The 16001-nt window shown below is 67.4% G+C and carries 10 protein-coding genes; 4 read left to right on the top strand and 6 right to left on the bottom strand.

Annotation, left to right across the window (positions count from 1 at the left end; genetic code table 11):
- Nucleotides 1–35: 35 nt before the first annotated feature.
- Nucleotides 36–7385, top strand: a complete 7350-nt coding sequence (locus FCE95_RS12260) for an ESPR-type extended signal peptide-containing protein (protein WP_137267291.1) — start codon at nucleotides 36–38, stop codon at nucleotides 7383–7385.
- Between the two features lie 109 nt (nucleotides 7386–7494).
- On the top strand, nucleotides 7495–9327 hold the full coding sequence (locus FCE95_RS12265; protein ID WP_137267292.1) for a S8 family peptidase: 1833 nt from the start codon (nucleotides 7495–7497) through the stop codon (nucleotides 9325–9327).
- A gap of 75 nt (nucleotides 9328–9402) precedes the next feature.
- On the opposite strand, the gene FCE95_RS12270 is transcribed toward FCE95_RS12265, so the two are convergent.
- On the bottom strand, nucleotides 9403–10446 hold the full coding sequence (locus FCE95_RS12270) for a DUF5700 domain-containing putative Zn-dependent protease (protein WP_137267293.1): 1044 nt from the start codon (nucleotides 10444–10446) through the stop codon (nucleotides 9403–9405).
- A gap of 551 nt (nucleotides 10447–10997) precedes the next feature.
- Nucleotides 10998–11666: an alpha/beta fold hydrolase gene (locus tag FCE95_RS12275; protein WP_137267294.1), complete on the bottom strand. Its 669-nt coding sequence runs from the start codon at nucleotides 11664–11666 to the stop codon at nucleotides 10998–11000.
- A 175-nt stretch (nucleotides 11667–11841) separates the two neighbouring features.
- Between FCE95_RS12275 and FCE95_RS12280 the strand changes: the two genes are divergently transcribed.
- A complete protein-coding gene (locus FCE95_RS12280) occupies nucleotides 11842–12105 on the top strand; it encodes a hypothetical protein (protein ID WP_137267295.1) in 264 nt (87 codons plus the stop codon).
- Between the two features lie 27 nt (nucleotides 12106–12132).
- On the opposite strand, the gene FCE95_RS12285 is transcribed toward FCE95_RS12280, so the two are convergent.
- The gene (locus FCE95_RS12285) at nucleotides 12133–13515 is read right to left on the bottom strand and encodes an L-serine ammonia-lyase (protein ID WP_137267296.1); all 1383 of its coding nucleotides are present in this window, start codon (nucleotides 13513–13515) and stop codon (nucleotides 12133–12135) included.
- Nucleotides 13516–13563: 48 nt separating this feature from the next.
- On the opposite strand from FCE95_RS12285, the gene FCE95_RS12290 reads away from it, so the two are divergent.
- Nucleotides 13564–13791 (top strand): glutaredoxin family protein, encoded by a 228-nt coding sequence (locus tag FCE95_RS12290; protein WP_137267297.1) that lies wholly within the window; start codon nucleotides 13564–13566, stop codon nucleotides 13789–13791.
- Nucleotides 13792–13845: 54 nt separating this feature from the next.
- Here FCE95_RS12290 and FCE95_RS12295 read toward each other — a convergent pair whose 3' ends face one another.
- From FCE95_RS12295 to FCE95_RS12305, 3 genes are read right to left on the bottom strand one after another with little or no spacing between them, the layout of a single operon-like run.
- The gene (locus FCE95_RS12295) at nucleotides 13846–14412 is read right to left on the bottom strand and encodes a YceI family protein (protein WP_137267298.1); all 567 of its coding nucleotides are present in this window, start codon (nucleotides 14410–14412) and stop codon (nucleotides 13846–13848) included.
- Nucleotides 14402–14998 carry a cytochrome b gene (locus FCE95_RS12300; protein ID WP_137267299.1) on the bottom strand — a complete coding sequence of 199 codons (597 nt, stop codon included), beginning with the start codon at nucleotides 14996–14998 and terminating at the stop codon, nucleotides 14402–14404. The genes FCE95_RS12295 and FCE95_RS12300 overlap by 11 nt, the downstream gene beginning before the upstream one ends.
- The gene (locus tag FCE95_RS12305; protein ID WP_137267300.1) at nucleotides 14995–15699 is read right to left on the bottom strand and encodes a YceI family protein; all 705 of its coding nucleotides are present in this window, start codon (nucleotides 15697–15699) and stop codon (nucleotides 14995–14997) included. Before FCE95_RS12305 ends, FCE95_RS12300 begins: the two co-directional genes overlap by 4 nt.
- Between the last annotated feature and the right edge of the window lie 302 nt (nucleotides 15700–16001).

Below are 16001 nucleotides of genomic sequence, written 5' to 3' on the forward strand. Positions count from 1 at the left end.
CTTTGCGCTTCGAACACGAACGGGAGAGGGGTTAGATGAACAAGGTTTTCAGTCTGGTGTGGAGCCGTTCGCGGCAGGCGCTGGTAGTGGCTTCCGAACTGGCGTCGGCGCAAAGCAAGCGAGCCGGCCGCCCTGGCCGCAAAGCGGCGCTGGGCGTCGTGGCGTTGACGGCGGGCCTGGCGCTGGCGCCGCTCGCGCAAGCGGCGCAATCCGGCAAGAAAACTTGCGAAGTCGCGCTGCCCGGACAGCCCGGCGTCAAGGTCGATTGCGCCGAGTTGGAAAAGATCGTCGCCGCGGCCAAAGCCGACAAGGGGCGCCAGCAGCGCCCGGTCGAGGACACTTTCGATTCCGACTACTTCAAGGCCAACGGCGCCGGCGACGGCAGCGACGACGCCAGCGCGCAAGGCGACGGCGCCATCGCGATCGGCAGCGGCGCGCAGACGCGGCCGTGGGTGAGCGACGAGCTCGGAGAAGCGTTCGAAGCCGTCGGCGCCGTCGCCATCGGCAAGCAATCGACGGCCGAAGGTTGGGAAGCGACGGCGCTCGGCGCGAACAGCTTCGCATCCGGTAATTCCTCGGTCGCCGTCGGCGGCGAAAGCATCGCCGCGGGCATCGGCGCGGCGGCGTTCGGCCAAGGTTCGATGGCGTTCGGCCACGCGAGTACGGCGATCGGCCAAGGCGCGGCGACGTTCGGTTTCGGCAACACCGCGGTCGGCGCTGCGGCTGAGGCTTCCGCGGAACAGGCGGCGACCGCGATCGGCGCATTGAGCGTCGCGGCGGGCATGGGGTCCACCGCGATCGGCGGCGATGCCAAGGCTTACGGCGCGGGCAGCTTCGTCGGCGGCTTCGGCGCCGGTGCGAACGGCGAAGCGGGCGTCGCGCTCGGTGCGCATTCGCTCGCGGTCGCGGGCGACTTCAACGTCGCGGTCGGCGGTTATGCGACTTCGATCGGCCAAGGCAGCGTCGGCGTGGGAAGCAACAGCTTGGCCAACGGCGCCAACTCGGTCGCGGCCGGCTACAACGCCGCGGCCAACGGCGCGGATACGGTGGCGATCGGCGGCAGCGAATGGACCGATCGCGACGGCGACGGCATGCCCGATGTCGGCGAGGCGACATTGGCCGAAGGACAGGGCGCGGTCGCGCTCGGCAGCTTGGCGGGCGCGAGCGGCAACCAAGCGCAAGCGGTCGGCTATCAAGCGAACGCGTTGGCGGACAACGCGACGGCCACCGGCGCGATGAGCCTGGCCGGCGGCGAATCCAGCACCGCGACGGGCGCGAACAGCGTCGCCAACGGCGCGGAAAGCAGCGCCTACGGTTCGCAAAGCTACGCCGATGCGGATTACGCGAATGCCATCGGTAGTGGAAGCTATGCCGGCTCGATGGGCGCCAACGCCATCGGTACCGGCGCGACCGCGCTCGGCGAAACTTCGAACGCGATCGGCTACGGCAGTTTGGCCACCGGGTGGGATGCGGTCGCTGTCGGCACTTCTTCCTATGCCTCGGGCGTGAATGCGGTCGCGATGGGCTATGGGTCGAGCGCGAACGCGGATCTCTCGGTGGCGATCAACACCGGTTCGGAAGTCGGCTTCTGGGCCGATGCGACGCCCGGCGTCGGCGCGAACGCCAACGGCGGCGTCGCGATGGGCGGCGGCGCTTCGGTCGGCGCGGATGCCGCCGCCGGCGTGGCGCTCGGCCTCAGCGCGACCGTCGCGGCGGGCGCGTACCAGGGCGTCGCGATCGGCACCGGCGCCAACGCCGGCGATGCGCAAAGCATCGCGATCGGCGGAATCGGCATCGATCGCGACTGGTTCCTGCGGCCGACTTATGCGGGCGGCATCGGTTCGGTCGCGATCGGTCTGGGATCCAACACCTTCAACGACTATTCCACCGCGCTCGGCGCGTTCAGCACCGTCGACGCGGACAACGCGGTCGCGTTGGGCACCAATTCGGTGGCCGATCGCGACAACACCGTATCGGTCGGTCAGGCAGGCGACGAGCGCCAGATCACCAACGTCGCCGCAGGCACCGAGGCCACCGACGCGGTGAACAAGGCGCAGTTGGACGAAGTGGCCGAAGGCGTCAGCGATTCCAGCCATTACTTCGCCGCCAACGGCGCCGAAGACGGCAGCGACGACGCCGACGCGCAAGGCGAAGGTTCCATCGCCGTGGGCCGCAACAGCATGACCACCCAGAACGCGAGCACCGCGATCGGCGCCGAGAGCATCGCCGACGGCCTGGGCGCCAGCGCTTTCGGGCAGGGCGCGATGGCGTTCGGCGATTCCAGCGTGGCCATCGGCCAGAGCGCGGCGACGTTCGGGTTCGGCAACACCGCCGTCGGCGCCGGCGCCGAGGCTTCGGCCGAGCAAGCCGCGACCGCGATCGGCGCACTGAGCGTCGCGGCCGGCATGGGTTCCACCGCCATCGGCGGCGATGCGCAGGCCTACGGCGACGGCAGCTTCGTCGGCGGCTTCGGCGCCGGCGCGAACGGCGAGGCGGGCGTAGCGCTCGGTGCGCACTCGCGCGCCGTGGCCGGCGATTTCAACGTCGCGGTCGGCGGCTACAGCGCGGCGATCGGGCAAGGCAGCGTCGGTATCGGTTCGAATAGTCTGGCGAATGGCCAGCATTCCGTCGCCGCCGGCTACAACGCCGCGGCGAACGGCGCGGACACGGTCGCGATCGGCGGCAGCGAATGGACCGACCACGACGGCGACGGCATGCCCGACGTCGGCGAAGCGACGCTGGCCGAAGGGCAGGGCGCGGTCGCGGTCGGCAGTCTCGCCGGTGCGAGCGGCAATCAAGCGCAGGCCGTCGGCTATCAAGCCAATGCACTGGCCGACAATGCCACGGCTACCGGCGCGATGAGCGTTGCCGGCGGCGAATCCAGCACCGCGACCGGCGCGAACAGCGTCGCCAATGGCGCGCAAAGCAGCGCTTACGGCGCGATGAGCGATGCGGAAGGCGATTATTCGACCGCCGTCGGCAGCGGCAGTCTGGCGTTGAGCGAAGGCGCGACCGCGCTCGGCAACGGCGCCAACGCGCTGGGCACGCAAAGCCTGGCCAGCGGCTACGGCAGCTTGGCCAACGGCGAATTGTCGATCGCGCTGGGCAGCGAGAGCCAAGCGCTCGGCGAAGCGTCGATCGCATTGGGCACGCAAAGCCTCGCCGAAGGCATCGATGCGGTAGGCATCGGCGCGGGCAGCTATGCCGCCGATTTCGGTACGGCCTCCGGCACCTTGAGCCATGCCGGCGTGTTCGGCGCGACCGCTTTGGGCCACAGCGCCTTCGCAGACAACTACTACGCGATGGCCTTGGGCACGGCTTCGACTTCGCTGTCCGAAGGCGGCATCGCCATCGGCACCGACAGCTACGTCGACGCCGGCGCTTATCAAGGCATCGCGATCGGCAGCGTCGTCTCCGCGCTCGGCCACCGTTCGATCGCGATCGGTTCGCAGTGGACCACCGCGGGCGGCGACAGTGCGGTCGCGATCGGCGGCACTTTGGCCTGCGAGGGCATCTGCGTCGAGACGAACAATGCGGCCTGGGGCAGGAACAGCGTCGCGCTCGGCGCCGGCGCGCAAGCGCAAGCCGATGGCGCCACCGCGCTCGGCGGCGGCTCGATGGCCGGCGGCATCGATTCGGTCGCGGCCGGCCAATACGCCCGCGCTTGGAGCGACAACTCGGTGGCGCTGGGCAGCATGTCGTTGGCGACGGCCAACGGCGCGGTCGCGCTCGGCGCTAATTCGATCGCCGACCGCGACAACACAGTATCGGTCGGCGATGCGGGCACGGGCTTGACGCGCCAAATCGCCAACGTCGCGGCGGGCACCGAAGCCAACGACGCGGTGAACAAGGCCCAGCTCGATGCCGTGGCCGACAGCGTCGGCGACGCCAACGACTACTTCGCCGCCAACGGCGCGGGCGACGGCAGCGACGTGGCCATCGCCGACGGCGAGAACGCCACCGCGGCCGGCGCGAACAGTGCCGCGAATGGTATCGAAAGCAGCGCTTACGGCTATCAGAGCAATGCCTTAGGCGATTATTCGACGGCGGTCGGCGGCAGCAGCCTCGCTTTGGGCACCGGCTCGTCGGCTTACGGCACCGGCGCCAACGCGATCGGCGAATTCAGCAACGCCAGCGGCTACGGCGCGATCGCCGAAGGCGACAACAGCAGCGCGATCGGCACCAACGCTTTGGCGGCCGGCGGCTCCAGCTTCGCCGGCGGCGACGGCGCGCAGTCCAACGGCGGCGGCAGCGTCGCGTTGGGCGCGGGCAGCGTCGCCAACGGCTCGCTGGGCGTGGCGGTGGGTTCGGGCAGCCAGTCGAGCGGATTCTTCGCGGTCGCGGTGGGCGGCGAAGCTTGGGCGAATGCGCCGTTCACCACGGCGATCGGCGCGTTCGCCACGGCCGACGGTTGGCAGAGCACCGCGATCGGCAACGGCGCTTTCGCCACCGATTTCAACGCCACGGCGATCGGTTCGGGCGCGATGTCCGGCGTCGCCGGCGTGGCGATCGGTTCGGGCGCGGCCTCCGGTTATTGGACGACTGACGAAGAAACAGGCCAGAACGTGTTCTTCGGCTCGCAAGGCACCGCGGTCGGCCAGAATGCGGCCGCCACCGGCCAATTCAGCACTGCGCTGGGCGGCTTCTCCGACGGCTCCTTCAGCTCGGCCGGCGCGACCGGCCAGTACAGCACCGCGATCGGTTCGGGCGCGTACGCCGGTTCGTATTGGGGCAGCGATCTCATCGGCGACCGCACCACCGCGGTCGGTTCGGAAAGCTGGGCGATCGGCAATTCCGCCACGTCGCTGGGCTTCAACAGCTTCGCGCAATCGGACAACGCCACCGTGCTCGGCGCCAACGCGTGGACCACGCCGGAAGCGAGCAACAGCGTCGCGCTCGGACAGGGTTCGCTGGCCGAACGCGCGAACACCGTGTCGGTGGGCGCTGCGCACGAATGGACCGATGCCGGCGGCACCGTGCATCAAGCGATCGATCGCCAAATCGCGAACGTCGCCGCGGGCACCGAGGACACCGATGCCGTCAACGTGGCGCAATTGAATGCGGCGACCACGGCCGCCACGCGCTATTTCAAGGCCAACGGCGCCAACGACGGCAGCGACGACGCCGAAGCGGTCGGCGAGTTCGCCATCGCATCCGGCGCGAACGCGTACGCCGACGGCGACACCGCCGCGGCTTACGGCGCCGGCGCATCGGCTATCGGCAACGGCGCCACGGCGACGGGCCACCAGGCGGCGGCCACGGCCGAAAACTCCACCGCGAACGGCGCCGGCGCCAGCGCGTCCGCGCAGGGCGCTACCGCCATCGGCGGCCGGCGCGCGCTGGTGGACGATGCGGGCAATCCGGTCCTGGACGAAGACGGCAACCCGATGTACGCGGCTACCGAGGCCAATGGCGTGGACGCCACCGCGGTGGGCGCCGGCACATCGGCGAACGGTACTTGGTCCAGCGCGGTAGGCGCCAGCGCCAACGCCGGCGGCGAATACAGCAACGCGCTCGGTACCGAAGCTTCGGCCCAAGGATTGCAGTCCACCGCAGTGGGCTATCGCAGCAGCGCCACCGATGCGCTGGGCACGGCGGCGGGCGGTTATGCGGTGGCGCAAGGCATCGGTTCGTCCGCCATCGGCTACGGCAGCAACACTACGGGCGACGCGTCCGTCGCGATGGGCGGCGCCGCCGACATCGTCTTGCTGGAAAGCGGCGGCGGCTTCCCCAGCGGGCAGCTCACCGGCACGACCGCCAAAGGCTACGGCGCGAATGCGTTCGGCTCGGCGGCCTACGCCAACGGCGACCAGTCCACGTCGGTCGGCGCGGGTGCGGTCGCGGACGGCCGCATGACGGTGAGTCTCGGCTCGATCAGCACCGCTCAAGCCGACTACGCGACCGCCATCGGCGTGCGCAGCGTCACCACCGGCATGTACGGCATCAGCCTGGGCTACGCCACGCAGGCCACGCAGCAGCACGCCGTCGCGATCGGCACCGGCGCCAACGCCGCCGGCGCGGCGAGCATCGCGCTGGGCGTGAGCAGCAGCGCGACGGGCAATGCCAGCGTCGCGCTCGGTGCGGGTTCGGTGGCCGATCGTAACAATGTGGTATCGGTCGGTTCCGCAGGCGCCGAACGCCAGATCGCGAACGTAGCGGCCGGGACCGCGGATACCGATGCGGTCAATGTCGCGCAGTTGAACGAAGTCGCCGATAGCGCGGCGCAAGCCAGCAAGTTCTTCAAGGCCGACGGCGAGGAAGGTTCCGTAGCCAGCGGCGAGAACAGCGTCGCTGCCGGCGCATCGTCGGTCGCTTCCGGCGTGCGCAGCACCTCGGTCGGCGCCGCGAGCCAGGCGCAAGGCGATTTGTCCACGGCGGTCGGCAGCGATGCGCTGGCGCAAGGCGTGAACAGCGCGGCCTTAGGCGCTATGAGCTTCGCCCAAGGCAACGGCGCGGTGGCGATCGGCGCGAACGCGAATGCGCGCGCGGCGGGCAGCGTCGCGATCGGGCAGGGCGCCAGCGTCGGCTCGTTGAACAGCAATTCGGTCGCGCTCGGCGCCAATTCGATCACCACCCGTTCGAACACGGTGTCGATCGGCAGCGCCGGCAACGAACGTCAGATCACCAACGTCAAGGCCGGCACTCAGGCCACCGATGCGGCGAACATCGCCCAGATGCAATCGGCCGCCAACGCCTTGGGCGGCGGCGCCGGATTCTCGGCCGGCGCGTTCGTGGCGCCGACCTACACGATCCAGGGCGGCAGCTATCGCAACGTCGGTGCGGCGTTCACCGCGGTGGACAACAAGCTCAGCAGCTTGCAGAGCCAAGTGAACGACATCCAGGTCGGCACGTCGCAAAGCAACGCGGCAGGCAACGAAACCGCAACTGCGGCAAACCCGGCCGCCGAAGCGCCTGCGAGCGCGGCGACGACGGAAGTCGCCGCGACCCCCGGCGAAACGAATGCGCCGGTTCAATCCGCAGCGGCGCCCGTTGCGGCGGCCTCCGCGCCGACCCGCGCCAATGCAGAAACCGACGTTTCCGCGCAGACGCTGTCCTCGGCCAAGGGCTACACCGATCTGCGCTTCAACGCGGTGAGCGACGACTTCAACCAATTGCGCTTAGACGTCGAAAACCGCTTCGTGAAGCAGGACCAGCGCATCGACCGCATGGGCGCGATGGGCGGCGCTTTGACCGGCATGGCGATGAACGCCGCGGGCCTGTCGGGCCGCAACCGGATGGCCGTCGGCGTCGGCGCGCAAGGCGGGCGCCAAGCCTGGGCGCTGGGTTATCAGCGCGCCTTGGGCGATCGCGCCAGCGTGTCGCTGGGCGCGGCGTTCTCCGGCAGCGAAAGCACCGTCAGCGGCGGCGCCGGTTTCAGTTGGTAAGCGTGGTCGACGTGTTCCGAAAACGCGAAGGCGCCGGGCGTCCGGTTCCCCCCGAAACGGCGCCCGGCGCCCTTCGCGTCACCTTGAATCCCTGGGAGAGAGCAACGCAATGAACAGCAAGCCCCGTTATCTGGCCGCCGGCGGCCTGACCGCCGCCGTATTGGTCGCGCTGACCGCCTACGCCTCCGCGAATTCCGGCGGCCGTTCCAACCTCGCCGCCGTCGCCGCGACTTCGGCCTCGTCCACTACGCCCGCTGCGCGCTTGATTCAACAGCGCACGGTGCCGCTGGCGCGCACCCAGGCCGATACCGGCTATCAGCGCTTCATCGTCAAATACCGCGATGGCGCCGTCGCTTCGCGCAGCGCCTTGGCCACCGCCGACCGCGCCAACGCGGCGCTGCGCAGCGCCGGTTTCGCGACGGCGTCGCTGTCGCCCGTGCGCCGCACCGGCACCGGGGCGGACGTGCTGCGCGCGACACGCCGGTTGAGCGTTTCCGAGTCCGCCGCCTTCTTGCGCCAGTTGCGCAGCGATCCGGCGGTGCAATACGCGCAGCCCGACTACATCAAGCAACGTTACGAAGTGATCCCCAACGACCCCTACTTCGGCCAGTTGCAGTGGGACTACAACAACCCGGTCGGCGGCATGAACGCGACCACCGCTTGGGACACCGCGCAAGGCGAGGGCGTGATCGTCGCCGTGCTCGACACCGGTTACGCCGACCATAGCGATCTGAACGCGAACCTGGTGCCGGGTTACGACTTCATCCACGACGAAGATGTGGCCGGCGACGGCGACGGCCGCGACGACGATGCGCACGACCCGGGCGATTGGTACGGCGGTTACGCCAGTTCCTGGCACGGCACGCACGTCGCCGGCACCGTCGCGGCGGTGACCGATAACGGCGCGGGCCTGGCCGGCGTCGCCTACAAAGCGAAGGTGCAGCCGGTGCGCGTGCTCGGCCACGGCGGCGGCTACACCTCCGACATCGCCGACGCGATCGTCTGGGCTTCGGGCGGCAGCGTCGACGGCGTGCCCGACAACGCGACGCCGGCCGAAGTGCTGAACCTCAGCCTGGGCGGCGACGGATCCTGCGCGCAGGATCCGGCGACGCAGGAAGCCATCGACGGCGCGATCTCGCGCGGCGTCACGGTCGTCGTCGCCGCGGGCAACGACAATCAGGACGCGGCTTACCATTCGCCGGCCAGCTGCCGCGGCGTGATCACGGTGGGCGCGAACGGCATCGACGGCGCCAAGTCGTGGTTCTCCAACTACGGGGCCACGGTGACGCTGTCGGCGCCGGGCGGCAACGCGACCAGCGGCAGTTCGCCGAACGACAGGTGGATCTGGTCGCTGGGCAACAGCGGCGATCAAGGGCCGGAAGGCGAATCGCTGATCGGCATGATCGGCACCTCGCAAGCCAGTCCGCACGTGGCCGCGACGGTCGCGCTGATGCAGAGCGCGGCGGTCGCCGCCGGCAAGCCGGCGCTGACGCCGGCGCAGATCAAGAAGATCCTGCGCAGCACCGCCAAGCCGTTCGCGGTGACGCCGCCGGTCAGCACGCCGCTGGGCGCGGGCATCCTTGACGCCGCCGCGGCGACCTACGCCGCTACCCAGGACGTGAGCGACGACGAAGCCGAGCTGCTCAGCAACCGCGTGCCCGTCACCGGCTTGACCGGCGCCGCCGGCGACGAACTGCTGTACATGATCGAAGTGCCGGCCGGCACCCGCAGCTTGAATCTGCGCAGCTACGGCGGCACCGGCGACGTATCGCTGTACGTGGCCTACGACGACGTGCCGAGCACGACCGTGTACGACCGCAAGTCGGCCAAGCCCGGCAATAGCGAAGCGGTGGTCTACACCAATCCGGCGCCGGGCACGTATTACGTGCGCGTGGCCGGCGTGCAACCGTTTGCGAACGTGTCGGTGATGGGCATCTACTGATTGGATTGGCGACCGATGATCTCGGTTTTGAGGAGGCGAGAATTTCGCCTCCTTTTTTTGTGCGGCAGCGCCGGCCTATTGGGAAAGAGTGCGCGCCAGTCCCGCGTCCCATAGCGGCAGAGGCTTGGCCAGCGTTTTGTTCTGCAGAGCCGCGGCTTCGTTGTAGGTCGCCAGCAACTGGCGCTGATCGCAGAAGACGTCGATGACGCGCTGCCGGCCGAACTGGTTCTCGATGGTCACGGCCATCTTCCATCCGACCGTGTACCAGGGGCCCTGCACGCCGAAGTATCCCATCATCTTCGCGTCGACGGCAGACGCATCGCCCGCTTTGCCGTCCAATACGGTCAGGAAGAAAGCGTTCTGCTCGGCCATCAGCTCGTCGAATTTAGCCACGTTGCGCGCCCATTCCGCGGATTCTTGCTCGCCGCGGTCGACCAGCGGGTCGGGTCGCGGGCCGCCGGCCGCGGCCAACACCGCGAATCCCTCGGAAAAAGAACCGACCCAGCCCTGCAGCTTGGCTAGCGTGGAGTCGGGCGAGGCGTATTTTTTCTTCGTCGCCGCGGGCGGACAGACCGAGTTCTGGCCGATGTGGTGCAACTCGTGCGCCATCGTATTGCGCGCTTTCGCCGCCGGGACGTCCGCATCCAAGTAGAGGAAAATGGCGGGATCCCGGCGCGTATCGAACACGAATTCGTTCTTCTTCGGTTTGATCATCGGGTAGACGGTGCCTTTCATCTTCGCGCCGGCCGGCAGATACGCGAATGCGATCTTCGCCGCCGCTTCGATCGGTTGCGAAGTCCATTCCCGCAGCGTCCGCCGCAGTCCGGCCACCTGCTCGGCGCTACGCGGCGTCTCCATGAAAGCCTCGAAATCGGCTTCGGTGAATTTGCGGCCCATCCAAGCTTCGCGCTCCTTCAGGCGGCGGTAGCCGGAGGTCGCGAACAGCGCTTGCCAGTCTGCCTCCGTCACCTGTTCGCCCTTGACGCGCTTGTCGAGGATCGACAATGCGGCTTCCGCCTCGCTGAGGTCGAATTTGACGGCCACGGCGTTGTCGGCGGCCGGAGCGGGGCAGGCGGCGAGCATCGCTGCGGCCAAGAGGCCGCATACCGGGGTTTTCATAAAGGCGCCCTGTTCGGAAGATCCCACCGCATGGATGCGCCGGTGCGGGAAAGGGTCGCAACTGCGTTTTTCCAAGGAGTTGCCCCTTCCCTTCGCGGGACAACGCGCCTTTCCGCGATACGCATGGTCGCGCATACAGCAGCGAATGGCGCAGATCATAAATGCGTGCTGACCGGTCGCGAGGCGTTCGGGTTAGCTGCCGAAGAAGAATTCCGTCTTACTAGCGCCGATGAGGATGGAGCCCGCTTCGCGCATCTCTTCCATTTATCGAGAGCGAAATCATGAACAAACTGACAGCTTCATGGGCCTGCGCGGCCCTTCTGCTGACCGGCGCCGCTAATGCGCAGCCGACCGCTACTTGGACGGAGTCGAACCTCGAGGAGCGTCCCCAAAGCGGTGCACAGCCACGCGGACGATGGTGCGAACCCGTGGGAAGCGGTTACTACGAATGCTTCGACGAGCATTGCTACGACGACTACGGCACCCAGAAGTCCGTCTGCACGCTCACGACTTGGATCAAGGAAATGGACAAATGACGGCCGTCCGCGCCGTTACTTGATTGCCGCCGCGCATTCTTCCGGTTTTGCCTGCAACAGAAAATGCGGCCCTTCGATTTCGATGCAAACGGCGTTGCGGCTGAGATCGCGGATCGCCCGCCAGCCGTCGTCGCCGACGAGGCGGTCGCGGCTGGCTTTCAGATAAAGCAATGGGCAATCGATCTGCGGGATCAGGTGCGTCACGTCCACGTCGGCCACAGCTCGCAAACGTGCGCGCATCGCTTCCGCACTCACGCTGCGCACGGCCTCGCGCATGCGGCGCGCCCAGTCGCGCGTGGACCAGCGGCCCATCAGCCAGGGCATCGCCGGGCCGATCGGGAGTTTGTTCGGGGAAATCAGACGCAGGATCGTTTCGAAGGCCCGCAGCATCGGCGACTGCGGCGCTTTGGCGAACGAAGCGCACAGCACCAGGCCGATCAGGCCTTCTGGTTTCCGCGCCGCAATTTCGATCGCGATCGGGCCGGAGAAGGATTCGGCGACCAGCACGAAGGCGCCGTCCTTCGGCAAGGCATCGGCGACCAACGCCGTCAACGCCGCGTAGTCGAGCACGGCGTGCTTCGGGTACGAAATCACCTTCGCGACCAGGTCCGGCGCCAATGCCGTAGCGAATTCGGTCAACAGTTCTCCGGTGCCGTCCATGCCTGGCAGCAGGATGGCGCGCATAAACAGTTCTCCTTATCGGCGCTTATATAAGATTAATTTTTGCCGACCAATTTTAACGCTGAGTAAGACGAGGTTCCTGCCAATATTTTGATTGTTCTATTTGGCCGGTTTGAATTGAGTAATCCGTCAGACAAATACCGCGAATTGCCGCGGTAGTCGATGCATAGGATTAAACATGAAATATCAAATTGCGCTACTCATGTTTTTAAGCGCTCTAGGGGTGGATGCGCAGGCAGCTTCGAGCGGTTCTGGGTACAACGGTCCGACGGTGCTTCGGGGCGATACCCAAAAACAGACATCTAAGCTTTGGGAGTACCGTTGGTGCGACGACAGTGGCGGCGGATTGGTGTGCGGGATCACGATTTGCACGGAAGAAACCGAAACGGAAAGCCGCTGCATGACGGTCACTTGGAATGATAATGAGGGTGCGGGCGGCTAGTCGCAGCGGTTAAACCAGGGTTGGTGGTCAGCACTCGATCACGTTGACCGCCAACCCGCCGCGCGACGTTTCCTTATATTTGTCCTGCATATCGCGCCCGGTGTCGCGCATGGTCTTGATGACCTTGTCCAGACTCACCTTGTGCTTGCCGTCGCCGCGCTGGGCCATGCGCGAGGCGTTGATCGCTTTCACCGCGCCCATCGCATTGCGTTCGATGCAGGGGATCTGGACCAGGCCGCCGATCGGGTCGCAGGTCAGGCCCAGGTTGTGTTCCATGCCGATTTCTGCAGCATTCTCGATCTGCCCGGGAGTGCCGCCGAGCGCGGCGACCAGGCCGCCGGCGGCCATCGAGCAGGCCACGCCGACTTCGCCCTGGCAACCGACTTCGGCGCCGCTGATCGAGGCGTTTTCCTTATAGAGAATGCCGATCGCCGCGGCGGTCAGCAGGAAATCGAAGATGCCTTGCTCGCTGGCGCCCGGGCAGAAGCGTTCGTAGTAGTGGCCGACGGCGGGGATGATGCCGGCCGCGCCGTTGGTCGGCGCGGTGACGACGCGGCCGCCGGCGGCGTTTTCCTCGTTGACGGCGAGCGCGTACAGGTTCACCCAATCGAGCACGGTCAGCGGATCGCGCATCGCCGCTTCCGGCTTGCTCGACAGTTCGGCGTGCAGGGCCGGCGCGCGCCGCGCGACGTGCAAGCCGCCGGGCAGGGTGCCGCTCTCGCGGATGCCGCGAGCGACGCAGCTTTGCATCGCCTTCCAGATGTCGCGCAGGCCGTCGCGGATCTCGTCTTCGCTGCGCCAGGCCTTTTCGTTGGCGAACATCAGCTGCGCGATGGTCAGGCCGCTGCGCTCCGCTTGCGCCAGCAGTTCGTCGCCGCTGTGGAACGGGTAGGGCAGTTCGGTGGTGTCGGCGACGATGCGGTCTTCGGCCGCTTCGTCCTGATTGACGACGAAACCGCCGCCGACCGAGTAGTAGTCGCGGGTGGCGATCTCGACGTCGTCGGCGCCGTACGCGGTGAAGCGCATGCCGTTGGTGTGGTAGGGCAGCTTCTGCCGCTTGTTCATCACCAGGTCGCGCTTCTCGTCGAAGGCGATTTCGTGCTGGCCGTGCAGCAGGATCTTCTTCTGGCCGCGGATGCGTTCCAGCGCGGCGGGGATGATGTCCGGATCGATCTGGTTCGGCCAATGGCCTTCCAAGCCCATCAGCACCGCCTTGTCGGTGCCGTGGCCGCGGCCGGTCAGCGCCAGCGAGCCGAACACTTCGGCGCGGATGCGCGTCACGTCCTGCAGGCGGCCGGATTCGACCAGCCATTTCTCGACGAAACGCGCCGCGGCGCGCATCGGCCCGACGGTATGCGAGGAACTCGGCCCGATGCCGATCTTGAACAAGTCGAAAGTGCTGACGGCCATGCCGTTATTCTATGCCTTATCCGCATTCCACGACCGCCCCGGACCGCGATGCCGCTCATCCTTTACCAACGCGACGACTGCCCGCTCTGCGACCGGGCGCTGGCGATGCTGGCCGAAGCGCGCGCGCCTGAATTCGATACCGTATGGATCGACGAGGACGAGGCCTTGGAGAGCGAGTACGGCCATCGCGTGCCCGTACTGCGCGATGAAGCGGGGCGCGAGCTCGATTGGCCGTTCGACGCCGCGAAGGTCCGGGCCTTCCTCGTCGCGCCGTAGCGGGCCTGGCTCTTCGTAGAGTCGAGCAGGCTCGACTCTACGAAAGCCGAGTCGTTATTTCGCGACTTGGAACACGACCTTGGTGCTGATCGCCACTTCGTTCGGAATGGTCTTGGTATCGGCCCAATCGCCGCCGCCGACGCCGAAATCCAGGCGCTTGACCGTGGCCTTGCCGCTGAGCACGGGCTTGGCGCCCGGCGTCCAAGTGAAATCGAGCGTCACCGGCTTGCTGACGCCGCGCAGCGACAGGGTGCCGTCGGCGGCGTAGCGGTTGCCGCCCAGCGAGCGGAACTTGCTGGCGGTGTAGCGGGCCTGGGCGAACTTGGCGACGTTGAAGAAATCGGCTTCCTTCAAGGTGGAATCGCGATCGGCGTTGCCGGTCTTGGCGCCGGCCAGCGGGATGGTCACGTCGAGTTTGGCTTTGGCCAACTGCGCCGGATCGAAGCTGAGCTGGGTCGAAAAGCCGGGGAAACTGCCGGTGAAGGTCTCGCCGTCGTACTGGCTGGCGAAGGCCAGGGTCGAACCCGGCGCTTGCACGTAATCGGCGGCCATGGCGGGCGCGGACATCATCGCCACGAGCGCGGCGGCGACGGCCGCGGGCGAATTCAATTTATGCGACATGGTTCGACTCCTGTGGGGGTTCTTCCGGCTGGGTCCGCTTGCGCCGCCGGGGCAGCATCCGGACCAGGGTGGCATCGTTCTGGACCAGGTGGTGGTAGAGGGCCGCGACGGCGTGCAGCGCGACCAGGCAGACCAGCACCCAGAACAAGGTTTCGTGGGTATCGTGGGACAACGTGCGCAGCGAAGGGTTCGGCGGACTGAGCTTGGGTACCAGGAACAGGCCGAACCAGCGGAACGGACGCAGGCCGCTGGACGAGTCGTACAGCCAGCCCGACAGCGGCATGGCGAAGATCAGCGCGTACAGCAGCCAATGGGTGACGGACGCGATGCGTTCCTGCCAGCGCGGCGTGCCCGCCAGCGCCGGCGGCGCACCGGCGTACAAGCGCCAGCCCAGGCGCAGCACGGCCAGGACTAGCACGGTGATGCCCAGCGATTTGTGCAGGGTGTAGACCCAGAAGTACTTCGGCGTTTTGGGCAGGTCGACCATGATCAGGCCGACTGTGGCGATGGTCAGGATCAGCAACACGATCAGCCAATGGAAGGTTTGGCTGACCGCGCCCCAGCGTTCGACGTTCTTCAAGGTCATGGCGTTTCCTGCGCAGGCGGCGCTGCCGGCTCTTCCGCGTCGGCGTCGAAGGCGTGCGGCGATTCGTCCTTGTTTTTGTCCTTGCCGTTGTCGGGCACCGCTTCGGCTTCGATGCGCAGTTCGACCTGATTGCCGATCACCGCCTTCCACGAGTCGATGCCGAAATCCATCCGGTTCAACGTGACGGTGGCGGAAAAACCGGCGGTGCGGCGGAACGGCGGCATCGGATGCCGCTTCAAAGCGTTCAACTTCACGTCCATCTTGATCTCCCGCTTCACGCCGTGCAGCTGCAGCAGCCCATACACGGAGGCGTGTTCGGCGTCGATCGGTTCGATCCGCGTCGAAACGAAGGTCGCTTCGGGGTAGGCGTCCACGTTCAACAGGCGGCCGCCGATGGCCGCGTCGTTCCAGTCGTCGTCGCCCAGGTCGATCCGCTCCAGCGGGACGCGCACCTCGAGTTTGGTGGCCGACCAATCCTGAGGATCGAACTGCAGCGTGCCGGTGCTGCCCGAAACGGTGCCGATGGCGTTGGAGAATCCGGCGTGGGAAATCGCGAACATCACTCGCGTATGCACCGGATCCAGACGGTAGCGGACGGTTTCCGCGGCGGCGCTGGGCAAATAGGCCAGCGCGAGCAGCAAGGCCAGGACACCGCTCAGCGCGGGAGTTGATATTGTCAGGAAGGGCTTGCGGCGGCTCATGGGGCGATTCTAGGCCGGCATCGATGAATGCGGCAGCGGCGAAAGACAGGCCCGTGGGCTTGCGGCCGCAACGCTGCGTTGCGAGCATTGCCGGCTGGGGGGTCGGGATTAGGGCCTGTTACCGCTATTGGGATAGGCCACGCCGCGCTTGAGCGCGTGCGGGGCAGGGAAGAGTGAGGGAATGTATGTCGATACACGACCGAGTGATGACGCGGCACCGCGCGCACTCAAACGCGGCCCTTCGGGTTGCCGTGTGCCACCGGGCGGCCGCGCACGACTTGAGCGGGCGGCCAGCCTGCCGC

Origin of the sequence: Luteimonas gilva, assembly GCF_005239095.1 — a bacterium.
Taxonomy (GTDB): Bacteria; Pseudomonadota; Gammaproteobacteria; order Xanthomonadales; family Xanthomonadaceae; genus Luteimonas_C; species Luteimonas_C gilva.